This is a genomic window from Streptomyces sp. NPDC051452, from assembly GCF_044454765.1.
Classification (GTDB): Bacteria; Actinomycetota; Actinomycetes; order Streptomycetales; family Streptomycetaceae; genus Streptomyces.
In genome coordinates this window covers 44770-70315 of the sequence record NZ_JBITEB010000012.1, presented here as the reverse complement: position 1 = coordinate 70315, position 25546 = coordinate 44770, and the positions used below count along the sequence as shown (strand labels likewise).

The 25546-nt window shown below is 70.2% G+C and carries 22 protein-coding genes and 1 tRNA gene; 15 read left to right on the top strand and 8 right to left on the bottom strand.

What is annotated here, in order from left to right:
- Window positions 1–15 precede the first annotated feature (15 nt).
- On the bottom strand, window positions 16–651 hold the full coding sequence (locus ACIBA9_RS25825) for a TetR family transcriptional regulator (protein WP_399366549.1): 636 nt from the start codon (window positions 649–651) through the stop codon (window positions 16–18).
- A 114-nt stretch (window positions 652–765) separates the two neighbouring features.
- Between ACIBA9_RS25825 and ACIBA9_RS25820 the strand changes: the two genes are divergently transcribed.
- On the top strand, window positions 766–2385 hold the full coding sequence (locus tag ACIBA9_RS25820; RefSeq protein WP_399366547.1) for an MFS transporter: 1620 nt from the start codon (window positions 766–768) through the stop codon (window positions 2383–2385).
- Between the two features lie 253 nt (window positions 2386–2638).
- Entirely contained in the window at window positions 2639–2944 is a 306-nt protein-coding gene (locus tag ACIBA9_RS25815; protein WP_399366816.1) for a small hydrophobic protein, read from the top strand.
- Window positions 2945–3084: 140 nt separating this feature from the next.
- On the opposite strand, the gene ACIBA9_RS25810 is transcribed toward ACIBA9_RS25815, so the two are convergent.
- Both ACIBA9_RS25810 and aceE read right to left on the bottom strand, forming a co-directional pair.
- A complete protein-coding gene (locus ACIBA9_RS25810; protein WP_399366545.1) occupies window positions 3085–3828 on the bottom strand; it encodes a potassium channel family protein in 744 nt (247 codons plus the stop codon).
- A gap of 86 nt (window positions 3829–3914) precedes the next feature.
- Window positions 3915–6662 (bottom strand): pyruvate dehydrogenase (acetyl-transferring), homodimeric type, encoded by a 2748-nt coding sequence (gene aceE, locus ACIBA9_RS25805; protein ID WP_399366543.1) that lies wholly within the window; start codon window positions 6660–6662, stop codon window positions 3915–3917.
- A gap of 405 nt (window positions 6663–7067) precedes the next feature.
- Here aceE and ACIBA9_RS25800 point away from each other — a divergent pair, with 405 nt between their 5' ends.
- The 6 genes from ACIBA9_RS25800 (at window position 7068) to ACIBA9_RS25775 (ending at window position 11721) form a co-directional block, all read left to right on the top strand.
- Window positions 7068–7511 (top strand): DUF3052 domain-containing protein, encoded by a 444-nt coding sequence (locus tag ACIBA9_RS25800; protein ID WP_362157060.1) that lies wholly within the window; start codon window positions 7068–7070, stop codon window positions 7509–7511.
- Window positions 7512–7645: 134 nt separating this feature from the next.
- Window positions 7646–8104, top strand: a complete 459-nt coding sequence (locus ACIBA9_RS25795; RefSeq protein ID WP_362157063.1) for a peroxiredoxin — start codon at window positions 7646–7648, stop codon at window positions 8102–8104.
- 138 nt (window positions 8105–8242) lie between these two features.
- Entirely contained in the window at window positions 8243–8818 is a 576-nt protein-coding gene (locus ACIBA9_RS25790; RefSeq protein ID WP_362157066.1) for a TerD family protein, read from the top strand.
- 99 nt (window positions 8819–8917) lie between these two features.
- Entirely contained in the window at window positions 8918–9496 is a 579-nt protein-coding gene (locus ACIBA9_RS25785) for a TerD family protein (RefSeq protein WP_362157068.1), read from the top strand.
- A gap of 177 nt (window positions 9497–9673) precedes the next feature.
- On the top strand, window positions 9674–10813 hold the full coding sequence (locus tag ACIBA9_RS25780) for a DUF475 domain-containing protein (RefSeq protein WP_362157070.1): 1140 nt from the start codon (window positions 9674–9676) through the stop codon (window positions 10811–10813).
- A gap of 170 nt (window positions 10814–10983) precedes the next feature.
- Complete coding sequence (locus ACIBA9_RS25775; protein WP_362157073.1) at window positions 10984–11721, top strand: Tellurium resistance; 738 nt, start codon at window positions 10984–10986, stop codon at window positions 11719–11721.
- Window positions 11722–11788: 67 nt separating this feature from the next.
- Here ACIBA9_RS25775 and ACIBA9_RS25770 read toward each other — a convergent pair whose 3' ends face one another.
- Window positions 11789–12577 carry a TerD family protein gene (locus ACIBA9_RS25770; protein ID WP_393898362.1) on the bottom strand — a complete coding sequence of 263 codons (789 nt, stop codon included), beginning with the start codon at window positions 12575–12577 and terminating at the stop codon, window positions 11789–11791.
- Window positions 12578–12753: 176 nt separating this feature from the next.
- On the opposite strand from ACIBA9_RS25770, the gene ACIBA9_RS25765 reads away from it, so the two are divergent.
- The 3 genes from ACIBA9_RS25765 to ACIBA9_RS25755 are packed head-to-tail and all read left to right on the top strand — an operon-like array spanning window position 12754 to window position 17313.
- A complete protein-coding gene (locus tag ACIBA9_RS25765) occupies window positions 12754–13920 on the top strand; it encodes an HpcH/HpaI aldolase/citrate lyase family protein (protein WP_399366539.1) in 1167 nt (388 codons plus the stop codon).
- Between the two features lie 43 nt (window positions 13921–13963).
- Complete coding sequence (locus ACIBA9_RS25760; protein WP_399366537.1) at window positions 13964–16504, top strand: phosphoribosyltransferase; 2541 nt, start codon at window positions 13964–13966, stop codon at window positions 16502–16504.
- On the top strand, window positions 16504–17313 hold the full coding sequence (locus ACIBA9_RS25755; RefSeq protein WP_399366535.1) for an HAD family hydrolase: 810 nt from the start codon (window positions 16504–16506) through the stop codon (window positions 17311–17313). Before ACIBA9_RS25760 ends, ACIBA9_RS25755 begins: the two co-directional genes overlap by 1 nt.
- 1 nt (window position 17314) lies before the next feature.
- Here the strand turns inward: ACIBA9_RS25755 and ACIBA9_RS25750 are convergent, their stop codons facing one another.
- Window positions 17315–17530, bottom strand: a complete 216-nt coding sequence (locus ACIBA9_RS25750) for a zinc ribbon domain-containing protein (RefSeq protein WP_362157083.1) — start codon at window positions 17528–17530, stop codon at window positions 17315–17317.
- Between the two features lie 176 nt (window positions 17531–17706).
- On the opposite strand from ACIBA9_RS25750, the gene ACIBA9_RS25745 reads away from it, so the two are divergent.
- The 3 genes from ACIBA9_RS25745 to ACIBA9_RS25735 all read left to right on the top strand — a co-directional run bounded on the left by ACIBA9_RS25745 (window position 17707) and on the right by ACIBA9_RS25735 (window position 22572).
- On the top strand, window positions 17707–19950 hold the full coding sequence (locus tag ACIBA9_RS25745) for a transglycosylase domain-containing protein (RefSeq protein WP_399366532.1): 2244 nt from the start codon (window positions 17707–17709) through the stop codon (window positions 19948–19950).
- A 45-nt stretch (window positions 19951–19995) separates the two neighbouring features.
- A complete protein-coding gene (locus tag ACIBA9_RS25740) occupies window positions 19996–21285 on the top strand; it encodes a hypothetical protein (protein WP_399366530.1) in 1290 nt (429 codons plus the stop codon).
- A gap of 174 nt (window positions 21286–21459) precedes the next feature.
- Window positions 21460–22572 carry an amidase domain-containing protein gene (locus tag ACIBA9_RS25735; protein ID WP_399366814.1) on the top strand — a complete coding sequence of 371 codons (1113 nt, stop codon included), beginning with the start codon at window positions 21460–21462 and terminating at the stop codon, window positions 22570–22572.
- Here the strand turns inward: ACIBA9_RS25735 and ACIBA9_RS25730 are convergent.
- Both ACIBA9_RS25730 and ACIBA9_RS25725 read right to left on the bottom strand, forming a co-directional pair.
- Window positions 22560–23132 carry a DUF4383 domain-containing protein gene (locus tag ACIBA9_RS25730; protein ID WP_399366528.1) on the bottom strand — a complete coding sequence of 191 codons (573 nt, stop codon included), beginning with the start codon at window positions 23130–23132 and terminating at the stop codon, window positions 22560–22562. The genes ACIBA9_RS25735 and ACIBA9_RS25730 overlap by 13 nt on opposite strands.
- Window positions 23133–23251: 119 nt before the next feature.
- The gene (locus tag ACIBA9_RS25725) at window positions 23252–24646 is read right to left on the bottom strand and encodes a hypothetical protein (protein ID WP_399366526.1); all 1395 of its coding nucleotides are present in this window, start codon (window positions 24644–24646) and stop codon (window positions 23252–23254) included.
- A gap of 225 nt (window positions 24647–24871) precedes the next feature.
- Between ACIBA9_RS25725 and ACIBA9_RS25720 the strand changes: the two genes are divergently transcribed.
- A tRNA-Val gene (locus tag ACIBA9_RS25720) sits at window positions 24872–24943 on the top strand.
- A 64-nt stretch (window positions 24944–25007) separates the two neighbouring features.
- Here ACIBA9_RS25720 and ACIBA9_RS25715 read toward each other — a convergent pair.
- A complete protein-coding gene (locus ACIBA9_RS25715) occupies window positions 25008–25463 on the bottom strand; it encodes a DoxX family protein (protein WP_399366524.1) in 456 nt (151 codons plus the stop codon).
- Window positions 25464–25546 lie beyond the last annotated feature (83 nt).

Below are 25546 nucleotides of genomic sequence, written 5' to 3'. Positions count from 1 at the left end.
TTCGGCGACGCCCCGTCAACGGGCCGAGGTGTCCCGCCAGTTCCCGGTCAGGGCCGAACCCACCTGATCGAGGTAGGACGTGGTGAGGGAGCGGATCGCCGTCAGGCTGAAGTCCTGGCCTGTGCTCCACTGTCGTTCGGTGACCCTTATCACCCCGCCGAACACGGCCACGGCCAGGCGCGGTCGAGGGTCGCGGTCGACGTCGACGCCCTCCCGCTCGGCCAGCAGACGCGCGATCGTCTCCTCCGTGGCGGCCGAGCGGCGCAGATGGGCGGCGAGCAGCGCGGGCGTCGACTCGATCGTGCGGTACATCCGGAGGTACAGCTCGACCGGCACGGCCGACTCGACGGTCTCCCGGATCGCGTCCCAGCCCTGGAGGATCGCCTGCCGCAGCGCCTCCATCGGCGCCTCGTGCGGCGGCCGCGCCCGGACGGCCGCCACGAACCGCGCCTCCGTCATCGTCTGGACCGCGAAGGCGGCGTCCTCCTTGCCGGCGAAGTAACGGAAGAAGGTGCGCTGCGAGACGTCGACGGCCTCGGCGATCTCGTCGACGGTCGTGTGTTCGTACCCCTGCGTGGTGAAGAGTTCGAGAGCGGCCCGCAGCAGCGCCTCCCGGGTACGCCGCTTCTTGCGCTCGCGCAGCGTCTCCATCGGTCTCTCTTCCGTGAACGTTCCTCCAGCTCAGCCTATGTGCTGCTGTCATGTCAGTTACCGACTTGTGAATTGGTTTGTCAACTGTCAGTCGCTGTCACTAGCCTCGACGGTATGACTAGTCAGACCGCCATCGACGCCACGGGGCCGGGGGGCAAAGCGTCGGGGACCCCCTCGGGGCCGCATTCCACGGGAGGGCTGCGCGGTCACGCGTGGCTCACCCTGCTCACCGTCGCCGTAGGGGTCATGATGGTGGCCCTCGACGGCACCATCGTGGCGATCGCCAACCCCGCGATCGCCAAGAACCTGCACGCGAGCTTCTCGGACGTGCAGTGGATCACCAACGCCTACTTCCTCGCCCTCGCGGTCACCCTGATCACCGCGGGCAAGCTCGGTGACCGCTTCGGCCACCGGCAGACCTTCCTCATCGGTGTGACCGGCTTCGCCGCGGCCTCGGGCGCCATCGGCCTGTCGCACAGCATCGCCGCGGTCGTCACCTTCCGCGTGTTCCAGGGCCTGTTCGGCGCGCTGCTGATGCCGGCGGCGCTCGGTCTGCTGCGGGCCACCTTCCCGGCCGAGAAGCTCAACATGGCGATCGGCATCTGGGGCATGGTGATCGGCGCGTCCACCGCGGGCGGCCCGATCCTCGGCGGCGTCCTCGTCGAGCACGTCAACTGGCAGTCGGTGTTCTTCATCAACGTGCCGGTCGGCGTCCTGGCCCTGGTGCTGGGCCTGCTGATCCTGCTCGACCACCGCGCCGAGAACGCCCCGCGCTCCTTCGACATCCCCGGTATCGCCCTGCTCTCCGGCGCGATGTTCTGCCTGGTGTGGGCGCTCATCAAGGCCCCGGACTGGGGCTGGGGCGACGGCAGGACGTGGCTCTTCATCGTCGTCTCGATGGTGCTCTTCGGGCTCTTCGCCTTCTGGGAGACGAAGGTCGCCGAACCCCTGATCCCGCTGGGTCTGTTCCGCTCGGTGCCGCTGTCCGCGGGTGTCGTCCTGATGGCCCTGATGGCCATCGCCTTCCTGGGCGGCCTGTTCTTCGTGACGTTCTACCTCCAGAACGTGCACGGCATGAGCCCGATCGAAGCCGGTCTGCACCTGCTGCCGCTGACCGGCATGATGATCGTCGCCTCCCCGGTCGCGGGCCTGGCGATCACCAAGCTCGGCCCGCGCATCCCGCTGGCCGGCGGCATGGCGGCGACCGCCATCGCCATGTACGGCATGTCGACCCTCGACACCGGCACCGGCAGCGGTCTGATGTCCGTCTGGTTCGCCCTGCTCGGCCTCGGCCTCGCCCCGGTGATGGTCGGCGCCACCGAGGTCATCGTCGGCAACGCCCCCATGGAGCTGTCCGGGGTGGCGGGCGGCCTCCAGCAGGCGGCCATGCAGATCGGCGGCAGCCTCGGCACGGCGGTGCTGGGCGCGGTGATGGCCTCGAAGGTGGACAGCGACCTGCCGGGCAACTGGGCGGCCGCCGGTCTGCCCAGGCTGACGCCGGCCCAGCTGGACCGGGCCTCCGAGGCGGTCCAGGTCGGCGTGGCGCCGGTGGCGAAGGGCACCCCGGAGCCGGTCGTCGCGAAGATCACCCAGGTCGCGCACGACACCTTCATCTCCGGCATGAGCCTCGCCTCCCTGGTCGCGGCGGGCGTCGCCGCGGTCGCCGTACTGGTCGCGCTGCTCACCAAGCGGGGCGCCAACGCGGAGGCGGGCGCGGGCGTGGGCCACGTCTGACGTGGGCCGGAGGTGACCGGCGCCGCTTCCCCTCCGACCGGCGGGGTTCGCCTATCAGGGTGACTTCGCTAAAGATCCCTCGCCCTCGGCGCGCGCCGCAGGTCACAGTGGGTCAAGTCCTCCGCAGGGCATGGAGGACGGCGGGCCGTGGCGCGCGCTGCCGGAGGGGGGTGGCGCGCGCAGGTCTGCCCCGGCGGAACCGGGGTACCCGCATCTCGAAGCCGAACTGTCCATGAGCATCGAGGAGTTGATGATGGCAGGCTTCGGGAACGGCACGCGCGGGTACCCCCGGTCACGTGGCCGCACGTGGCAACGGACCGGGCCGGACCGTGCCACGCTCGGGATCATCGGAACCATCTGCGCGGTCGCGGGCTTCTTCGCGCTGGGCATCGTCCTGGGCCCGGTCGCGATGTTCTGCGGCTGGCAGTCCATGGGCCGCAAGTGGTCCAACGACCGCGATGTTCCGGCCCTGGTGGCGCTGATCCTGGGCGCGATCGACACGTTGCTGGCCATCATCGCCCTGGCGGGCGCGGCCACATGGGGCAACGGGCTCCTCTAGCCACCCCGCCGCGACGCCTCGGCACCCCGGCCCCGCGGCCTCGCCGCGGGGCCCAGGACTGGTCGGTCGCCGCAGGGAACGCGGGGGCGGGTCGCGCGGTCCCCCGCGCCCCTCGAAGAGGCGCGGGGGCGAGCCGGTGCTCAGCGTGGCTGTCCCTCGCGGTCCCGGGTCAGCCGGGCGACCTCGGCGCGCAGCAGGCGGACCTCCTCGGCCAGCGCGAAGATCGCCTCCGTCTGCCGCCGCTCCTCCACGTCGTCCTTGTCGAACCGCCCGATGAACCACGCCGCGATGTTCGCGGTCACCACACCCAGCAGGGCGATCCCCGACAGCATCAGCCCGACCGCGATCATGCGCCCCAGCCCGGTCGTCGGCGCGTGGTCCCCGTACCCCACGGTCGTCATCGTCGTGAACGACCACCACACGGCGTCACCCAGGGTCCGGATGTTCCCGTTGGGCGAGTCGCGCTCCACGGACAGCACGGCCAGCGAGCCGAACATCAGCAGCCCGATCACGGAACCGACGACGTACGTGGTCAGCCGGATCTGCGGAGCCATCCTCGCCCGCCGCCCCACCAGCAGCAGGGTCGACACCAGCCTCAGCAGCCGCAGCGGCTGCAGCACCGGCAGCACCACGGCGCACAGGTCGGGCCAGTGCCGCCGCACGAACTCCCGGCGACCGCGGGCGAGCGCCAGGCGTATCAGGTAGTCCACCGCGAACGCCCCCCACACCACCCACTCGACGACCGTGCAGAGCGTCGTCAGCGAATGGCCCGCGGAACCGTCCACGATCGGCACCGCGTACGCGACGGCGAAGGCCACCGCCAGCGCCAGCAGGGGCCGTTGGGTGCGCCGTTCCCACGCCGCCTGTGCGGATTGTCGTTCCATGTCCGCATCGTAAGGAAAACGTAAGGGCGGTGGAGGATCGGACTCCACCGCCCCAAGCCGTCACAGCCCGCCGCGGCGGGCGCGCCCTACGCGTCGCCGCCGGCCGCCCCCGGGTCCGCCGCCGAGACGTCCAGCAGCCGGTACCGGTCGATGGCCTGCTTCAGCACCGACCGGTCGACCTTGCCCTCGCGGGCCAGCTCGGTGAGGACCGCGACCACGATCGACTCCGCGTCGATGTGGAAGAAGCGGCGCGCCGCGCCCCGGGTGTCCGCGAAGCCGAAGCCGTCCGCGCCCAGCGACTGGTACGTGCCCGGCACCCAGCGCGCGATCTGGTCCGGCACCGACCGCATCCAGTCGGACACCGCCACGAACGGCCCCTCGGCCCCGCCGAGCTTGCGGGTCACGAACGGCACCCGCTGCTCCTCCTCCGGGTGCAGCAGGTTGTGCTCCTCGCACGCCACGGCCTCGCGCCGCAGTTCGTTCCACGAGGTCGCGGACCACACGTCCGCCCGGACGTTCCACTCCTCGCCGAGGATCCGCTGCGCCTGGAGCGCCCACGGCACCGCGACACCCGACGCCATGATCTGCGCCTGGATCGAGCCGCCGGTGCCCACGCCGATCCGGTGGACGCCGTTGACGATGCCCTCGACGTCCACGTCCGCCGGCTCGGCCGGGTGCTGGATGGGCTCGTTGTAGACGGTCAGGTAGTAGAAGACGTCCTCGCCGTGCGGGTGCTCGGGGGAGCTGCCGTACATACGGCGCAGACCGTCCTGCACGATGTGCGCGATCTCGTACCCGTACGCCGGGTCGTACGCCACGCAGGCCGGGTTCGTCGAGGCCAGCAGCTGCGAGTGGCCGTCCGCGTGCTGCAACCCCTCACCGGTCAGCGTCGTACGACCGGCGGTCGCGCCCAGGACGAATCCGCGCGCCAGCTGGTCGGCCATCTGCCAGAACTGGTCGCCGGTGCGCTGGAAACCGAACATCGAGTAGAAGACGTACACCGGGATCAGCGGCTCGCCGTGGGTGGCGTACGCCGAGCCGGCCGCGATCAGCGAGGCCGTACAGCCCGCCTCGGAGATGCCGTCGTGCAGCATCTGCCCGGTCGGCGACTCCTTGTACGCGAGCAGCAGATCGCGGTCGACCGCCTCGTACTGCTGGCCGAGCGGGTTGTAGATCTTCGCACTCGGGAAGAAGGAGTCCATGCCGAACGTGCGGTACTCGTCCGGCGCGATCAGCACGAACCGCTTGCCGATCTCCTTGTCGCGCATGAGGTCCTTGAGCAACCGCACAAACGCCATCGTCGTCGCGATGGACTGCTGGCCCGAGCCCTTCTTCACACTCGCGTACGCCTTGTCGTCCGGCAGCGCGAGCGGCTTCGCGCGCACGACGCGCGTCGGGACGTACCCGCCGCACTGCCGGCGCATGTCGTGCATGTACTGGATCTCCTCCGTGTCCCGGCCCGGGTGGTAGTACGGAGGCGGGCCCGACTCCAGTTCCTTGTCGGAGATCGGCAGGTGCAGACGGTCCCGGAAGCGCTTGAGGTCGTCGACCGTCAGCTTCTTCATCTGGTGCGTGGCGTTGCGGCCCTCGAAGTTCGGGCCGAGTGTCCAGCCCTTGACCGTCTTGGCCAGGATGACCGTCGGCTGGCCCTTGTGCTCCTTGGCCGCCTGGAAGGCCGCGAAGATCTTGCGGTGGTCGTGACCGCCACGGCCCAGGTGCAGGATCTGGTCGTCGGTCATGTTCTCGACCATCGCGCGCAGCCGGCGGTCGTCGCCGAAGAAGTGCTCGCGAATGTAGGCCCCGGACTCGGTGGCGTAGGTCTGGAACTGCCCGTCCGGTGTGGTGTTCATCCTGTTGACCAGCAGGCCGTCCCGGTCCTGCGCCAGCAGCGGGTCCCAGGAGCGGTCCCAGATCAGCTTGATCACGTTCCAGCCGGCGCCCCGGAAGACCGACTCCAGCTCCTGGATGATCTTGCCGTTGCCCCGCACCGGGCCGTCGAGGCGCTGGAGGTTGCAGTTGACCACGAAGGTCAGGTTGTCCAGGCCCTCGCGGGCGGCGATGGTGAGCTGGCCGAGCGACTCGGGCTCGTCCATCTCGCCGTCGCCGAGGAACGCCCACACGTGCGACCTGGAGGTGTCGGCGATGCCGCGCGCCTGCATGTAGCGGTTCATCCGCGCCTGGTAGATCGCGCCCAGCGGGCCGAGGCCCATGGAGACGGTCGGGAACTCCCAGAAGTCGGGCATCGAGCGCGGGTGGGGGTAGCTGGACAGGCCGTCGGGGTACTTCGACTTCTCCTGGCGGAAGCCGTCGAGCTGGTTCTCGCTGAGCCGGTCGAGCAGGTACGCGCGCGCGTAGATGCCGGGGGAGGCGTGGCCCTGGAAGAAGACCTGGTCGCCGCCGTCGCCCTCGTCCTTGCCGCGGAAGAAGTGGTTGAAGCCCACGTCGTAGAGGGAGGCGGAGGAGGCGAAGGTGGCGATGTGGCCGCCGACCCCGATGCCGGGCCGCTGGGCCCGCGAGACCATCACGGCCGCGTTCCAGCGGGTCGCGTTGAGGATCCTGCGCTCGATCTCCTCGTTGCCGGGGAAGAACGGCTCCGCCCGGGTGGGGATCGTGTTCACGTAGTCCGTGCTGCGCATCTCGGGCACGGCCACGCGCTTCTCGCGGGCCCGCTCGATCAGGCGCAGCATCAGATAGCGGGCCCGCTCCCGGCCGCGTTCGTCGACGGCGGCGTCGAGGGAGTCGAGCCACTCCTGGGTCTCTTCGGGATCGAAGTCAGGAACCTGACTCGGAAGGCCGCCAATGATGATCGGATTGCGATCGGATCCGGAAGCCACGCTGTTCCTTACCTGTCAGAGGGCCACTGTCACTCGTGCCTACACCGTTCCCCATCGTGTACCTCGGGAAGACGTACGTCATCTCTACCGTGGGGTAGCCGTGCCGCGCGGTCGGTCAAACCGCAACGATACGCCCGGGGTGTGACGCGTTTGGCAAACTTGTTCGAGGTGCGCGACTCTGGATGATTCCGAAGCTCGCAAACCGGGCACTTCGGTGTGATGTGGGCCGTGTGGAATCGGGATACGGTGCAAGGAGTTGCGGCGACACGGCCGGGATCGTCACCGTTTCGGCGGTCCCGGTGGCCGGGTACTTGCGCGATCCGCCCCGCACGTGTGGACTACGGCCAATGCTTCGCGCACGCGCGTGGCTGAGATACTCACCAAGACATGATCAGGAGGCAACCCGTGAGCGCGACCGCGGACCACGCGGAGGAGCGGACTAACCCTGCCGCCAGGCTGGGGTTCCAGCCCGGGCAGGTGGTCCAGGAGATCGGCTACGACGACGACGTCGATCAGGAGCTCCGCGAGGCCATTGAGGAAGCCATCGAGGGCGACCTCATGGACGAGGAATACGACGACGTGGCCGATGCCGTCGTGCTGTGGTTCCGTGACGATGACGGCGACCTGACGGATGCGCTGGTGGATGCCACCACGTACATCGAAGAGGGCGGCGCGATCCTGCTCCTCACGCCGAAGACCGGCCGTTCGGGGTACGTGGAGCCGAGCGACATCCAGGACGCCGCTACGACGGCAGGCCTGACGGCGTCGAAGAGCGTCAGTGTGGGCAAGGACTGGAGCGGCTCGCGTCTGGCGACGCCGAAGGCCGCGAAGTCCGGCAGCAAGAGGTAAGCCGTCTCGTCCCTCAGCACCGGACGGGTCGAGATCGCTCGGCCCGTCCGGCGGCCTGCGGTGATCGCTGCGTAGGGTGGAGCCGAGCGTTAGCCCGCTCCCACCCCGACAGCCCACCGAAGGGATGCACGACGATGGCGATCCAGGTCGGCGACAAGGCACCCGACTTCGAACTCAAGGACAACCACGGCCGCACCGTGAGGCTCTCGGAGCTGCGCGGCGAGAAGAACGTGGTCCTCCTCTTCTACCCCTTCGCCTTCACCGGCGTGTGCACCGGCGAGCTGTGCGAGCTGCGCGACAACCTGCCGCGGTTCGCCGACCGCGACACCCAGCTGCTCGCCGTCTCCAACGACTCCATCCACACCCTGCGCGTCTTCGCCGAGCAGGAGGGACTGGAGTACCCGCTGCTGAGCGACTTCTGGCCGCACGGCAACGTCTCGCGCGCGTACGGCGTCTTCGACGAGGACAAGGGCTGTGCCGTCCGCGGCACCTTCATCATCGACAAGGAGGGCGTCGTGCGCTGGACCGTGGTCAACGGCCTGCCGGACGCCCGCGACCTGAACGACTACGTGCGGGCGCTCGACACCCTGTGAGCCGAAGGTGGCCCGACGCCTGCGATTCGCCGGGTCCAGGGTCTGCGCGGGCGGGAACCCGTCACTAGGATCGGCACGTTGATCCCATATCCGAAGCACGACGGGGCTCCCCGCCCCTGGACACCACATGGAGGACCCGTGGGAGTCAGCCTCAGCAAGGGCGGCAACGTGTCGCTGTCGAAGGAGGCCCCGGGCCTGACCGACGTCATCGTCGGTCTGGGCTGGGACGTGCGCACCACGACCGGCACGGACTTCGACCTCGACGCCAGCGCGCTGCTGCTCAACAACGCCGGCAAGGTCGCGAGCGACCAGCACTTCGTCTTCTTCAACAACCTCAAGAGCCCCGACGGCTCGGTGGAGCACACCGGTGACAACATCACCGGTGAGGGCGAGGGCGACGACGAGCAGATCAAGGTCAGCCTGGTCGGCGTCCCGGCCGACGTCGACAAGATCGTGTTCCCGGTGTCGATCTACGACGCCGAGAACCGCCAGCAGTCCTTCGGCCAGGTCCGCAACGCCTTCATCCGCGTCGTGAACCAGGCCAACCAGCAGGAGATCGCCCGCTACGACCTGAGCGAGGACGCCTCCACCGAGACCGCCATGGTCTTCGGCGAGCTGTACCGCAGCGGCACGGAGTGGAAGTTCCGCGCCATCGGGCAGGGCTACGCCTCAGGCCTGCGCGGCATCGCACAGGACTTCGGCGTCAACGTCTGACGCCCGGCAGCCCCAGCGCCAGTCCGGCGCCGACCGTTTACGGTCGGCGCCGGACGTGCAGGACAACCAGGGAAGCACCACTAGGGGAGGACCAGCATCATGGGCGTCACGCTCGCCAAGGGAGGCAACGTCTCCCTCTCCAAGGCCGCACCGAACCTCACCAACGTCATGATCGGGCTCGGCTGGGACGCCCGGTCCACCACCGGCGCCCCCTTCGACCTGGACGCCAGCGCGCTGCTGTGCGGCGCCGGCAACCGGGTCATGGGGGACGAGTACTTCGTCTTCTACAACCAGCTCAAGAGCCCCGAGGGCTCGGTGGAGCACACCGGTGACAACCTCACCGGTGAGGGCGAGGGCGACGACGAGTCCATCCTCGTCGACCTCGGCAGGGTGCCCGCCCAGTGCGAGAAGATCATCTTCCCCGTCTCGATCCATATGGCGGACGAGCGCGGCCAGACCTTCGGCCAGGTCTCCAACGCCTTCATCCGCGTGGTCAACCAGGCCGACGGCCAGGAGCTGGCCCGCTACGACCTGAGCGAGGACGCCTCCACCGAGACCGCCATGATCTTCGGCGAGCTGTACCGCTACCAGAGCGAGTGGAAGTTCCGCGCCGTCGGACAGGGGTACGCGTCGGGACTGCGGGGGATCGCCCTCGACTTCGGGGTGAACGTCTCCTGACGGGGCGCCCCGGCGCGCGTTCAGGCCGTGGGTCTTCGGTAAGGGTTGCCCTGAGCGGTACCGCCGGTAGGGTGCCCCTCTAGACTCGTGGTCAACATTTAGCAAAGCCGAGTGCGGCGCGCGGGGCGACCCGTACATGGCGCGGGGGAGACCCGTACTTACACGATTGGGTAGCCAGTGCTTCTGAAAACCTTCGGCTGGTCGTTCGCGGTCACCGCGGTCGGCCTGGTCGCGGCGGCCTTCTACGGGGGGTGGACCGCCTTCGGCATCGTGGCGATCCTCGCCGTCCTGGAGATCTCGCTGTCCTTCGACAACGCGGTCGTCAACGCCGGAATCCTGAAGAAGATGAGCGCCTTCTGGCAGAAGATCTTCCTCACGGTCGGCGTCCTCATCGCGGTCTTCGGCATGCGGCTGGTCTTCCCCGTCGTCATCGTGGCCATCACCGCCAAGAAGAGTCCGATCGACGCGGTCAACCTGGCCTTCACCGACAAGGACCGCTACCAGCAGCTGGTCACCGACGCCCACCCGGCGATCGCCGCCTTCGGTGGCATGTTCCTGTTGATGATCTTCCTGGACTTCATCTTCGAGGACCGGGACATCCAGTGGCTGCGCTGGATCGAGCGGCCCCTGGCCAAGCTCGGCAAGGTCGACATGCTGTCGGTCTGCATCGCCCTGATCGTCCTGCTCGTCACCTCCTTCACCTTCGCCACCCACGCCCACCAGCACGGCGGCGCCCACGCCGACAAGGCGCAGACGGTCCTGATCGCCGGTATCGCCGGCCTGATCACCTACATGGTCGTCGGCGGTCTGTCCGGCTACTTCGAGGACAAGCTGGAGGAAGAGGAGGAGCGAGAGCACGAGGAGGAGGAAGAGGCCGCCCGCACCGGCAAGCAGCGCTCGGCGGTCGTGCTGGCCGGCCAGGCCGCGTTCTTCATGTTCCTCTACCTGGAGGTCCTGGACGCGTCCTTCTCCTTCGACGGTGTGATCGGCGCCTTCGCCATCACCAACGACATCGTCCTGATGGCCCTCGGCCTCGGCATCGGCGCGATGTACGTCCGGTCGCTGACCGTGTACCTGGTCCGCCAGGGCACCCTCGACGACTACGTCTACCTGGAGCACGGCGCCCACTACGCGATCGGCGCCCTGGCCGTGATCCTCATGATCACCATCCAGTACGAGATCAACGAGGTCGTCACGGGTCTCGTCGGTGTCGTCCTGATCGCCTGGTCCTTCTGGTCCTCCGTGCGCCGCAACCGCGCTCTCGCGGCGGCGGGCGAGGGCGCCGGCGAGAAGCCCGAGGTCTCCTCGGGCGTCTGAACCGGTCCGGCGGGAAGGACCCCCCGGTACGTTCGAGGCCCCTTACGGGGCAGATCCGGGACGTGACGGGGTGTGGTCACCCCGCCGAGTAGGGAACGCTCTGTTCGGGGCGGCCGACGCGGTCGGCCGCCCCGACGGCGTGGTGGACCGATGAGTACCTGGGGGCGGGAATGGGATTCTTCGACGGGCTGCTGGGCGGGCGCGCGGCCGACTTCGACTCGGGCAGCGCCTCGTCCAACGCCATCGAGCTCACCAGGCGGCACCAGACGGTGTCGCTCACCAAGCAGGACGCGGCCACCGGTCATCTCCGCGTCAACCTCGCCTGGCGTATGCGGACCTCCGACTTCGACCCGACCCAGCGCACCAGCCTGCTGCGCCACCCCTTCAGGGCCCTCAAACCGCCCGAGGTGCTCGGGCACGGCCAGAGCATGGTCAACGTCGACCTCGACCTGGGCTGTCTGTACGAGCTGGCGGACGGCACGAAGGGCGTGGTCCAGCCGCTGGGCGGCTACCTGGGCGATGTCAACGCCCCGCCGTACATCAAGCTCAGCGGCGACGACCGGTTCGGCTCCGGGTCGGGCGAGACGATGTATGTGAACCTCGACCACCGCGAGGCCATCAAGCGGCTGCTGGTGTTCGTCTACATCTACGACCAGACCCCGGCCTTCGACCGCACCCACGCGGTCGTCACGCTCTACCCGAGCAACGGCCCGCGCATCGAGATAGGCCTGGACGAGCGCCACCCCGAGGCCCGCTCCTGCGCGGTGGTCATGATCGAGAACATCAAGGGCGAGCTGATGGTCCGCCGCGAGGTCAAGTTCGTCTACGGCTTCCAGGGCGAGCTGGACCGCCTCTACGGCTGGGGCCTGCAGTGGGGCCGCGGCTACAAGGCCAAGGCGGACCGCTAGCCGCCCCCGGAACATCCGCCTCAGGCGAGGCCCTGCCCCGGGGACAGCCGCTCCTGGCCCACGCGAACTACCGCCCGATGAACTGCGGCCCCTGCGGCGGCAGCCGGAAGTTCGGGTCGGGCGCCGCCGGCACCGGCTGGGGGTATCCGTACCCCACCTGGGAGGAGGCGGACTGCGGATAGCCGTACGCCGGCTCCGGATACCCGTAGGCCGGCTGCTGCGGCACCGCCGTCGTCGGCCGCTCCGGGGGCAGCGGCCGGGACGTCGTCTCGGGCAGGCTCCGGTCCGCCTCGGCCTCCGCCTCCGCGGCCTCCGACTCGTCCACCGAGATCCCGAAGTCCGTGGCGAGGCCCTTCAGGCCGTTGGAGTAGCCCTCGCCCAGGGCCCGGAACTTCCAGCCCTCCCCGCGCCGGTACAGCTCACCGCAGATCAGCGCCGTCTCCGCACCGGTCTCCGGCTTGATGTCGAACCGGGCCAGCGGCTCCCCATCGGCCACGGCGGCGTCGTACAGCGAGATGGCCAGGGCCGGCACCCGGTCGAAGGGGACGCCGTCCGCGGAGGCGACCAGCAGGATCCGGCCCACCTTCGGCTCGACTCCGGCCAGGTCTGTCTGGATCGAGTCGGTCAGCCCCTCGGTGACGCGCTTCTTGCCGAGCCGCCACACCTTTCCGGAGGGGTGCCGGGGCTGGTTGTAGAAGACGAAGTCCTCATCGGAGCGCACACGGCCGTCCGAGCCCAGCAGCAGCGCCGAGACGTCCACGTCCGGAACCCCCTGCCCGGGCGTCCAGCGCAGCACGGCGCGTACCGTGGTGGCTTCCAGCGGGACGTTCGACCCTTTCAGCATCGCGTGCGTCATGCGGTCATCCTGCCCTCTCGGTCCTGGCCACGACAATGCGGGGGGTATCGACGCCGACACGGGCGAGTTACCGGGAATTCATGCCCGCGGGGAACCCCCGACATGGATCCCTACGTACTATTACCGGCCACCTTTTACCGAACCCAGAAGCTTGGCGCACACCCTGAGGGAGTCCTATGCGTCATTTCGGGCACATCGCCCCCGAGGCGCGACGGCGCCTCTTCCACCAGGAGCCGTGCGCGTTCACCGCCGACTCCCCGGCCCGCCTGCTCGCCGCGGCCCTGGGCGCCACGCTGTACAGCCCGGCCACCCGCTCCCGCCTCGCCGACGACATCGTCAAGCAGGCCGCGCACGGCGTGGTCTCCATGGTGCTGTGCCTGGAGGACTCGATCGACGACGCGGACGTCGCGGTGGGCGAGGAGAACCTCGTCCGGCAGTTCGCCGACCTGGACTCGCGCCCCGGCGCGCGGCTGCCGCTGCTCTTCATCCGGGTCCGCACCCCCGAGCAGATCCCCGATCTCGTACGCCGCCTCGGCCCCGCCGTGCGGCTGCTGTCCGGGTTCGTGCTACCGAAGTTCACCGAGGAACGCGGCATCCCCTTCCTGGAGGCCCTCACCGCCGCCGAGAGCGCCGGCGGCCGGCGCCTCTTCGCCATGCCGGTCCTCGAATCGCCGGAGCTGCTGTACCGCGAGAGCCGCATGGACACCCTGGAGGGCATCTCCCGCGCCGTCGGCAAGTACCGCGACCGGGTCCTCGCGCTCCGCCTCGGCGTCACCGACTTCTGCTCGTCCTACGGTCTGCGCCGCGCGCCCGACATGACCGCCTACGACGTCCAGATCGTCGCCTCCGTGATCGCAGACGTGGTGAACATGCTCGGCCGCGCCGACGGCACCGGGTTCACCGTCACCGGACCGGTGTGGGAGTACTTCCGCGTCCCCGAGCGCATGTTCAAGCCGCAGCTGAGACAGAGCCCCTTCCTGGAGGTGCAGGCCGTCGAGCTGCGCGAGAACCTGATCGAGCACGCCATGGACGGGCTGCTCAGGGAGATCTCCCTCGACCAGGCCAACGGCCTGCTCGGCAAGACCTGCATCCACCCGTCCCACGTCCTGCCCGTGCACGCGCTGTCCGTGGTCAGTCACGAGGAGTTCAGTGACGCCCAGGACATCCTCCGGCCGGAACGCGGTGGCGGGGGTGTACTGCGGTCCGCCTACACCAACAAGATGAACGAGGTGAAGCCGCACCGCGCCTGGGCCGAGCGGACTCTGCTGCGCGCCGAGGTCTTCGGTGTCGCCAACGAGGACGTCGGCTTCGTGGAGCTGCTCGCCGCCGGCATACCCGGCTGACCCGGCCGGAGTGTCCGGCCGCCTTCCCACATCCAAGGAACGCATGAACAACGCAGTGAACGACGGGGTCTGGTCCGGCAGCTGGGTCACCGAGCGACTCGGGGTCGAGCTGGTGGGCGACGACGGGCTGCGGGACCTGCTCGGGCTCGCGCTGCGCCGCAACCCCAAGCGCGCCCATCTGCTGGTCTCCCACGTGCTCGGCAAGCACGTCCCCCAGTCGCCCTCCGTGGTCTACGGCCACGGTCTGGCCCTGGGCCGCCGGGTGCGCGAGCTGCTCGGTGACGAGGCCGCCGACGCCGTCGTCCTCGGGTACGCGGAGACCGCCACCGGCCTCGGCCACGCGGTCGCCGACGGCCTGGGCCGCGCCCCGTATCTGCACTCCACCCGCCGCCCGGTCCCCGGCGTCGCTCCCGCGGGCGGCTTCGAGGAGTCCCACTCCCACGCCACCTCGCACCTGCTGCTGCCCGAGGACCCCGCGCTGCTGGCGGGCGACGGCCCGCTGGTGCTCGTGGACGACGAGTTCTCCACCGGCAACACCATCCTGAACACCATTCGCGACCTGCACGAACGCCATCCGCGAGGGCGTTATGTGGTGGTCGCGCTGGTCGACATGCGTTCCCCCGAGGACACCGCGCGCCTGCGCCGCTTCGCGGCCGGCATCGGGACCCGGGTGGACGTGATCGCCACGGCGTCCGGGACGGTGCGGCTGCCCGACGACGTCCTGGCGAAGGGCCGGGACCTGGTCGCACGCCACGACTCCCCGGCGACCCCCGACGGTCCGGCCGCGCCCGGAGACGGCCTCGCCACGTCCGGGGAGGGCCCGGGCGACGGTCCTGCCACGTCCGGCGACGGTTTCGCGGGGGTCGGCGACGGTGTCGCGGGGGTCGGCGTCGCCAGGGTCGAGCTGTGCTGGCCCCCGGGACTGCCCGACGGCGGGCGGCACGGGTTCACCCCCGCCCATCGCGCCCGGCTGGAGGCGGCGCTGCCCGCCATGGCGGCCCGCATCGCCGAGGCCCTGCCCGCCGGCGCCGGCCGCGTCCTGGTCCTCGGCTTCGAGGAGCTGATGTACGCCCCGCTGCGCCTCGCCCACGAGCTGGAGCGGACCACGGACGCCGAGGTGCGCTTCTCCACCACCACCCGCTCACCCGTCCTCGCCCTGGACGACCCCGGCTACGCGATACGCACCCGCCTGGTCTTCCCCGCCCACGACGATCCGGCCGACGGCCCCGGCGAGCGGTACGCCTACAACGTCGCCGGCGGTGGCTTCGACGCCGTCGTCGCCGTCGTCGACTCCGTCGCCGACACCCCCGCCCTGCACGCGCGGGGCGGCCTGGTGGCCCGCCTCGCGGCGCACGTCCCGCACGTCCTGCTCGCGGTCCTGCCCTCCTACGTCCCCGGGTCCCCGCCCGCTCCCGAAAGGCCGGCCATGCTGCCCGAGCCCCTCCGCGGCCCCGCGTTCTCCTCCTACGCACCCGAAGACGTCGGCTGGCTGCTGCGGGACCTCTCCGACGTCACCCTGGAGGCGCCGACCGAGGAGCGCGAGGAGGCCATCCAGAGCGGCGGCGCCCACTACGCCGAGTCGCTGCCCGTGGAGTACCAGCCCAGCGAGCGGTACCAGGAACTGTTCCACTCGGCCCTCGACGCCACCGCCGCCCGGCTGGCCCGGGCGGTCGGCGTGGTCACCGAGACGGTGATCACCGAACGCTCGCCCCGCCCGGTGCTGGTCTCCCTCGCCCGCGCGGGCACCCCGGTCGGTGTCCTCATGCGCCGCTGGGCCCGCTTCCGGCACGGGCTCGACCTCCCGCACTACGCCGTGTCGATCGTGCGCGGCCGGGGCATCGACGCCAACGCGCTGCGCTGGCTCGCCGCCCACCACGACCCCCGGGACGTCGTCTTCGTCGACGGCTGGACCGGCAAGGGCGCCATCACCCGCGAACTGGCCGTAGCCATCGAGGAGTTCGAGGCGAGGGAGGGTGTCACCGGCTTCGACCCGGAGATCGCCGTCCTCGCCGACCCGGGCTCCTGCGTGCGCACCTACGGCACCCGCGAGGACTTCCTCATCCCCTCCGCCTGCCTCAACTCGACCGTCTCGGGTCTGATATCCCGCACGGTCCTGCGGGCCGACCTGGTAGGCCCGGACGACTTCCACGGCGCCAAGTTCTACCGCGAACTCGCCGGTGCCGACGTCTCCGGGGCCTTCCTCGACGCCGTCTGCGCCCGCTTCCCGGAGGTCGCCGACACCGTCGACTCGGCGGTCAAGGAACTGCAGACCGAGGACCGCTCGCCGACCTGGGTGGGCTGGCGGGCCGTCGAGCGCATCAGCGAGGAGTACGGCATCCACGACGTCAACCTCGTCAAGCCCGGCGTCGGCGAGACCACCCGGGTCCTGCTGCGCCGGGTGCCGTGGAAGATCCTCGCGCGCGCGGGAGCCGGTGCCGACCTGGACCACGTACGGCTGCTGGCCGCGCAGCGCGGGGTGCCGGTCGAGGAGGTCGGCGAACTGCCGTACACCTGCGTCGGACTGATCCACCCCCGGTACACGCGGGGCGCCACCGGCGCCGACGGCAAGGCGGTGAACCTGTGATGCCGGTACTGGTGGCGAGCGACCTCGACCGGACGCTGATCTACTCCGCGGCGGCCCTCGCGCTGACCATGCCCGACGCCCGGGCCCCCCGGCTGCTGTGCGTGGAGGTGCACGAGGCCAAGCCGCTGTCCTATCTGACGGAGACCGCGGCCCGGCTGCTGACCGACCTCGGTGACGCGGCGCTGTTCGTGCCCACCACCACCCGGACCCGCAAGCAGTACCAGCGCATCAACCTGCCCGGCCCGCCCCCGAAGTACGCGATCTGCGCCAACGGCGGCCATCTGCTGGTCGACGGGGCCACCGACGAAGACTGGCACGCGAGCGTGCAGGCGCGGCTGGCCGAGGAGTGCGCGCCGCTGGCCGAGGTGTGCGAGCACCTGCTGCGGACCGCCGACCCGGTGTGGCTGCGCAAGCAGCGCGTCGCCGAGGACCTGTTCGCCTACCTCGTCGTCGAGCGCGAGCTGCTGCCCGAGGACTGGGTGAAGGAGCTGGCGGTGTGGGCGGAGAACCGCGGCTGGACGGTCTCCCTGCAGGGCCGCAAGATCTACGCCGTCCCGAAGCCGCTCACCAAGAGCGCGGCCGTCCGCGAGGTGGTCCGCCGCAGCGGCGCCGAGCTGACGCTGGCCGCCGGGGACTCCCTGCTCGACGCCGACCTGCTGCTCGCCGCCGACCGGGGCTGGCGCCCCGGCCACGGCGAGCTGGCCGACACCGACTGGACCGCGCCGGGGATCCGGGCGCTGCCGGAGCGGGGCGTCCTGGCCGGGGAGCGGATCGTCCGCGAGTTCCTCGAGGCGGCCCGCGGGGTCTAGATCAACCGCAGCAGCCGCCGCCGCAGCAGCCGCCCCCGCCCCCCTGCGGGGCCGGGGCCGGTGCGCCGGCCTTGCCGCCGACGGCCACGGTCGACAACAGCTTGACCGTGTCGTCGTGGCCCGCGGGGCAGTCGGCGGGGGCGGCGGACTCCGCCATGGGACGGTTCAGTTCGAACGTGTCGCCGCAGGTACGGCAGCGGTACTCATAGCGAGGCATGGGTCCAGGTTAGTCGCCGGAGCCGGGAACACCGGGCTCAATGTTTCATGAGTGTTGCATTGCATTCGACTGCTACGCGCAGGAATCGAAAATATCGCTGATAACTTGTGAACGCCGTTGCGAGGATGCTCAGCTCACCCGCGCGAGCAAGATCGAGTGCGGAGGGAGACGCAGTCGTGACCGATGCGTCGCAGGGGGAGGACCGCCCCGATGGGGGCAAGGCTCGTGGGAAGGATGTGTACGACTCCGACGAGACCCTGTTCCTGAGGGTCGGCGCGCCCAGAGCGGACGAGACCATGCAGCTGCGGGTGCCTCCGCCGCCCGAGCCGCCCGCCGCGGGCGGCCGGGCCGAGCGGCGGCGCAGCGCGCGGCCCACCGCGCGCGAGCGCGCCACGAGCGCCGTCGGCGGCCACCTGGCCCGCCTGGGTGCCTGGGCGGCCCCGTACGCGCGCCGCCTCGCCCCCTACGCCCGCCGGCTGGCTCCCTACGCCCGCCGCCTCAAGCCCGTCTACCCGCGCCCCGGCCGGACGGGTTGGCGCCGCTGGATGCCGTCCTGGCGCCAGTGGCTCGGCGGCACCCTGGTCTCCTTCGGACTGCTCAGCGCGTTCCTCGTCACCGCGTACGCGCTCACCGACATACCGGAGAACCTGAACACCTACGCCACCCAGCAGGACAACGTCTACTTCTGGGCCGACGGCACGCCCATGGCCCGCACCGGCTGGGTGCAGCGGCAGGCCATGCCGCTGAAGGACATACCCCAGGACGTGCGCTGGGCGGTGCTGGCGGCGGAGAACGAGAGCTTCTACTCGGACCCGGGCATATCCGTCAGAGGCATCAGCCGGGCGGTGTATCGCACGGTGGGCTCGGGCGACACCGAGGGCGGCTCGACCATCACCCAGCAATATGTGAAGAACGTTTACCTGACGCAGAACCAGACCATCAGCCGCAAATTCACCGAGGCGATGATCTCCCTCAAGCTCGACAACAAGATGAGCAAGGACCAGATCCTGGAGGGGTATCTCAACACCAGCTGGTTCGGCCGGGGCACCTACGGAATCCAGCGCGCCGCCCAGGCCTACTACGGCAAGGACGTCAGCAGTCTCAACGCCTCCGAGGCCGCCATGCTCGCCTCGCTCCTCAAGGGCGCTGGCCTCTACGACCCCACCCTCGGCAAGGCCAACCACCAGCGGGCCGTGGAACGCTGGAACTGGATCCTCGACCGCATGGTCAAGATCGGCAAGCTGTCGAAGGCCGAACGGGACCGGTACACGACGTTCCCCGAGCCGCTGAAGACCAACCCGCTCTACGACACCGGCGAGCAGAGCGACTACCTGGTCGAGCTGGCCTCGCAGTACGCCAAGAAGGCCGCCCACCTCACCGACAAGCAGTTCGACCTGGGCGGCTACCAGATCTACACGACCCTCGACCGCAAGCGGGAGAAGGCACTGACCGACGCCGTCGGCAAGGCCCGCAGGCAGGCCCGCTCCGACAAACCGAAGGCCGCGAAGAACGGGCACTACGGCGCCGCCTCCGTGGCCACCGACGGCCGCATCCTCGCGGTCTACGGCGGCCCCGACCACCGTAAGCAGGGCTACAACGAATCCAACGCGACCACCGTCCCGGCCGGAAGCGCCTTCCTGCCGTTCGTCTACGCCGCCGGCCTCGAACACGGCGTCCACAAGACGCGCGGCGGACCCGCCACCGTCGTCACCCCGGAGAGCGTCTACGACGGGGACGACGGCGTGCCCGTCACCACCCCGGAGGGGCCGTACTGGGACCGCAGCGGCAAGAAGGTCGCCGCGCACAACGACGGCGGCAGATCGTACGGGAAGATCACCCTCGGCCAGGCGCTGGCCCGCTCGGTGAACACGCCGTTCATGCAGCTCGGCATGGACACCGGTCTGGCCACGGTCCGGCAGACCGCCGAGGCGTCCGGACTGCTGCCCTCCAGCATCGGCCCCCAGGTGCCCGCCCTGTCCCTGGGCAACTCCACCCCCAGCGCCATCCGGATGGCGAGCGGTTACGCCACCTTCGCCGGCGGGGGCAGCCACACCGAGCCGTACTCGGTGAGCCGGATCACCCGCAACGGCGCCCCGGTCGCCCTGACCACCCCGCGCCCACGACGCGCGGTCGGTCCCCAGGTGGCCGAGCAGGTCTCGGAGGCCCTCATCGACTCCTTCCGCAACGGCCACCCGACCACGGCCGCCACCCGGCCGGGGGTGGGCGGCAAGGCCGGCACCAACGACAAGGGCACCGCCGCCTGGTACGCGGGAACCGCCGACTCCGTCTCGACGGCGGTCGTCGTCTACCGGATCGACCTGACGAAGTCCCTGGAGCCCCTCCCGCTCGACGGACTGGCCGGTACGTCCGCGGACAGCGTGCCGTACACCCTCTGGTCGGCCGCGATGGGTCTTGGCTGAGACCGGACCCCCGCACCGCCCTCGCACCTTCGGAGAATGAGCCGCATGCCCACCAACAAGCCGACCGGCCGCCGCCGGGCAACCGCCCCCCGGCGGGTCCCCGCCGCCACCCGCCCACAGGTCCTGACGCTGGCGGCGTTCCTCGTCGTGGCGTCCCTGGTGGCGGGCTTCCTGGCGCTCAGCCGACCGGACGGCACCAGCCCGGCCGCCTCCGCCGGCAAGAACGCCAAGGCCACCCCGAAGGCCACCCCCAGCCCGCGGTGGGACGGCAAGACCCGGATCCTCGGCGACGGCTCCACCTCCGACACCGGGCCGCAGACCGGCCAGTTGAAGGCCGTGCCGCTCAAACCGGGCGAGAAGCCCCCACAGTTCGTGGTCTTCTCCTGGGACGGCGCCCTGGAGGGCAGCGACCACCTCTTCTCCCACTACCGGGAGATGGCCAAGCAGTACGACGCCCACATGACCTTCTTCCTCACCGGCATCTATCTGCTGCCCAAGAGCGAGAAGAGCCAGTACCACGGCCCCATGCACTCGCCCGGCGACGCCGCCATCGACTACGCCACCGACGAGCACATCCGCTCCACGCTGGAACAGCTCGGCGAGGCCTACCGGCAGGGCAACGAGATCGGCACCCACTTCAACGGCCACTTCTGCGGCGCCAAGGGCGGCGGCGACTGGAGCGTCGAGCAGTGGAAGAGCGAGATCGACCAGTTCTTTTCCTTCGTGGAGCACTGGAAGACCAACACCGGCTTCAAGGACGTCCCGGCCCTGCCCTTCGACTTCAAGAAGGAGGTCACCGGCGGCCGCGCACCCTGTCTGGAGGGCCAGCCGAACCTGCTCAAGGCCATCAAGAGCTACGGCTGGCGCTACGACGCCAGTTCACCGGGCGACTTCCAGATATGGCCGACGAAGAAGAAGGGAATATGGGACTTCCCGCTCCAGATGCTGCCGTACGAGGACGGCAAGTACCAGGGCCTGTCCATGGACTTCAACTTCCTCTACAACCAGTCCGGCGGTGAGACCAAGGGCGACCCGGCCAAGTACCCGCAGTGGCAGCAGCAGACCGTCGACTCGTACATGGCCGGCTTCAACCGCGTCTACTACGGCAGCCGCGCACCGCTGTTCATCGGAAACCACTTCGAGGACTGGAACGGCGGCATCTACATGAAATCCATCGACCAGGTCGTCAAGAACGTCTGCACCAAGAAGGGCGTGAAGTGCGTGTCCTTCAAGGAACTGGCCGACTGGCTCGACGTCCAGAAGCCCGCGACGCTCGCCGCGCTGCGCACCCTCGACCCCGCCCAGTCGCCCGACTGGTCCACGGTCGTCAAGTGACCGGCGAGGACCGTGGGTTCCACTTGTGCAACCCCCTTCACAACCCACGCATCCGCCATGCGAGGATGCCCCTCCCCGGTAGGTGTACCGGAGTGAAGGGGAACACCATTGAAAACGAGAAGACTGAGCCGTAAGCGGAGCCGCGCCTCCATAGTCACGGTTGCCGCCGCCTCCGTGGTCGCCGGCGTGGCCCTGGTGCCCAACTGGAGCGCGGGCGCCGCCGTCACCGACGATCCGACGGTGAACGCGGCCACCAAGGCGACCTTCCAGCGACTCGCCGACGCGGTCTTCACCGACCGTACGCAGGCCCTCGTGGACGGCGCCGGGAGCACCAGGACCCGGCACACCGCCGGCTTCTCCGGGTCGGTGCGGATGTCCGGCGGGCAGACCCACCAGCAGGACTCGGCTCTGGGACAGCTGAAGGCCCGCAGGAACGTCCTCGCCAAGCTGGGCGAGAAGTACAGCGACGGCAGCACCAAGGTCTCCCTCGACGCCACGCAGGTGAAGGGCCGCCGGGCCACGGTCGACGTCACCGAGACCACCACGCTGACCTACAAGCAGCCCGTGGCCCGGGGACAGAAGACCACCGGCTTCCAGGCCCACCACGAGCTGACCTTCAAGGCCGACCGCAAGGGCGACTGGCAGCTGACCGGCATCCGCGACACCGACGACGGCTACCTCGCCGTCAACCAGGTCGCCAAGCCCGCCGTCGCCAAGGTCAAGACCACCGCCGACGACGGACCGCCCGACGCGCCCCGCGCGTCCACCAGCTGGCCCGCGCCGGCCAGGCCGAAGACCCTCACCGGCACCGGCTACGACTACCAGGCCATGGTCGCCTACGCGACCAAGTACTGGAAGAACTACAACTCGGCCTACCCCGACTTCAACGGGCAGGGCGACGGCGGCGACTGCACCAACTTCGTCAGCCAGGCCCTGAAGGCCGGCGGCTGGAAGCACGTCCCGGGCTACACGAACGACTTCCACAAGTGGTTCGGCACCGCCGACATCCAGTCCGACTCCTTCATCGGCGTCAACGAGTTCTCCTGGTTCGCCCTGTCCTCCAAGCGCGTCACCAGCCTCGCCAACGTCTACCAGGCGGATATCGGCGACGTGGTGCAGATGGACTTCAACAGGGACGGGTCCAAGGACCACTCGATGATCGTCACCTACCGCGACCGCTCGGGTGTGCCGTACGTGTCCTACCACTCCACCAACACCTACAACAGGTCGGTGGCCAGCCTCGTCGCGTCGTACCCGACCGCGGCGTTCTACGCCTACCGCACCTGATCGCGCGGCGGTTCCTGCCGCCCCGGCTCCTCCCGCCGCTCATGCGGGGAGGGTTCGGGGTGGCGGGCCCGCCAGTACGGGTTGTCGTGCGGCAGGGACGAGCCGACCCGGCCGTACATGCCGAAGGTCATCAGCAGCAGCCCCACGACGAAGCTGAAGAGCACATTCTGGATCTTGAACGCCAGGAAGTTGTTGGGCGTGTCCAGCAGGCCGAGGAACAGAAAGCCGTTCAGCAGGAACAGCACGCCGAGGACCATGTTCAGGGTCGACGCGAAGTTCCCGCCGATCACCATGCCGACCAGCAGCAGCACGCCGATGCAGATCGACAGCACACTGAGCGTGCCGTTGGTGTTCAGCCCGGTGATCGCGTTACCGCCGGTGTCGAAGAACCCGATGTGGTTGATCAGGCCCAGGATCCCGAAGACGACCAGGAACGCGCCGATCAGTCCGGCACCGATCCGGTAGACCGTGTTCAGCCGGTGGTCGACGGGCAGATGGTCGTCCAGCCGGGTGCGCTGTCGCTCCCCGGCGTTCCTCGTGTGCACTGCGTGTGTGGCCATGTCCGCCTCCCTCGGGCGCTAGCGGAGGCCATCCGTCCACTTCAATATCCGCCCGACCACCCGCACCGGCAACACGCACGACCGCCCGCCCACGCCCCGCACACCGTGCGGACCACGGTTCAGTGGCCGCCGCCACGCTCCCCGCGGATCTGCGCCACCACCCGCGCGACCTCCTGCCGCACCGCGTCCGTCTCGGTCAGGAAGTGCCAGAAATCCGGGTGCCGGCCCTCCAGCGCACCGGCCGCCCGCTCCAGCCGCGCCACCGCCTCGTCCAGCGGCCCCGCGTGCCGTGGATCCGGCGTCGTACGCCCCGTCATCGCCAGCCGCTGCGCGTCCCGGATCGCGAACCGGGTGCGCTCGATCTCCGCGTGCGGATCCTTCTGCACGGCGTTCAGCCGCCGCAACCGGTCCCCGGCGGCCGACACCGCCTCGTCGGTGCCGTTCAGCAGGGCCCGCACGGTCGACAGCAACGACGTGGCGTCCGGCCAGCGCTGGGCGTCCCGCGCCGCCTGCGCCTCGGTCAGCTTCAGCTCGGCCTGCCGCACGTTCTGCGCGGCCTGCGCCGGCACCTGCTGCAGGTCCTGCCAGCAGGCGGCCGTGAACCGCCGCCGCAGCTCGCTCAGCACCGGCTCCACCTGCCCGGCACGCGTGGTCAGCGCCTGCGCCCTGGTCCGCAGGGACACCAGCCGGTGATCGATCTCGGCCGCCCGCTCCGGCAGCCGCTCCGCCTCGGCCCGGATCGCCCCGGCCTCCCGCTGCACCCGCTCGGCCCGCTCCAGCGTCGTCGTGACCCCGTGCTGCCCGGCTCCCTGGTTCAGCCTGGTCAGCTCCGGGGAGAGGGCGGCCAGCCGCGCGGCCAGATCGTCGGCGCCGAGGCCCTTGCCCCGTACGGCGTCCAGGGCGTTGCTCGCGGCCAGCAGCGACTGCCGGGCCCGCTCCACGGCGGGCGCCAGCCGGGCCAGCTCGGTCTCGGCCTTACCGAGCAGCGGCCCGAGCGAGCTGCCGAACCGGTCCAGCTCCCCCTTGACCCGCACCAACTCGTCCTTGGCCGAGACCAGCTCCGAGCGCGCCCGGGCCGCGCTCGCGGCCTCCAGGTCGTCCCGGTCGAGATCATGGGCGTCGACGGCCTGGATGTAACGCTGGCTGACCTCGTCGATACGCCGCCCGAGCGCCTCGAAGTCGGACACGGCGCGCCGCGCGGCGGGGGAGTCGTCCACGGCCGTGATGGTCTCGATGGAGATCCTCAGATCCCGCTGGGCGGTGTCGAGTTCGTAGAACGCGGCCGCCGCGGCGTCCTTGGCCGCCTGCGCCTCCGCCCGCTGACCCTCCGAGCGGCCCCCGAACCAGCGCCGGGTACCACCACCGGCGAACGCGGCGGACAGCCCCAGCGCCGCCACCAGCGGCAGACCCGTCAGCACGAGCGTGTCCCACAGCGCGGCAGGCCCGGACCGGGCTCGTACGGCGGGTGGCGGCGGGTACGGCCGCGTCGATGGCGTGCCCGGTGTCGCCGTCACATCCCTCTCCCGTGCTGTGGTTCGCCCTGGGTGGTGTCATTCTCCCACCTGTTGTAGACGAACACACGGGCCGGTCAGTTCGCACGCACAGCGGCGACTTCGCACGGAGAGCACCGCCACGGGCGCTCGGCCGCGGCGTCGAGTCCCGCGGCCCACGGGTTTGCCGCGCACCCGCCAGGTCAAGGTAGTCTGTCCACTCGACCCGGGCGGTGGCCCGGGAGTTCCGGGTGCGTAGCTCAGGGGTAGAGCGCCTGCCTTACAAGCAGGATGTCGGCGGTTCGAAACCGTCCGCGCCCACCGATCGGCCCCTCGAGGATTCCTCGGGGGGCCGTTTTCGTGCTCGGTTGGTGCTCGGGGGAGATCAGGCCGCTATCGGGGCCCGGTCGGTGGCGGGTTCGCCGGTCGCCGTCGGGCGGCGGGTGAGAAGCCGGTCCAGGCCGTAGGCGCCGGAACCGGTGAAGACCAGCAGGAGGAACGCCCAGCAGAACAGGACGGACAGCTCGCCGCCGTTCTGTATGGGCCACAGCGCGACCTGCTGGTGGACGTCGAAGTAGGCGAACGCCATGGAGCCCGAGGCGATCAGGGCGGCGGCGCGGGTGCCGAGGCCGAGGAACACCAGGCCGCCGGCGACGAGCTGGATCACGGCCGCGTACCAGCCGGGCCAGGTGCCCGCGGCGATGGTGCCGCCGTCGGTGCCCATCGCGCCGCCGAGGACGCCGAAGAGCGAGGCGGCGCCGTGCACGGTGAAGAGCAGGCCGATGACGATGCGGAAGAGCCCGATGACATAGGGCTGAGCGGTATCGAGACGTGCGGACATGGAGGGGAGTCTCCTCTTCGGTGTCTGTCGTACCCGGCCGGGGACGTGGCCGGGTGTGGGGGCGGCGGTACCGAACGAGGGCC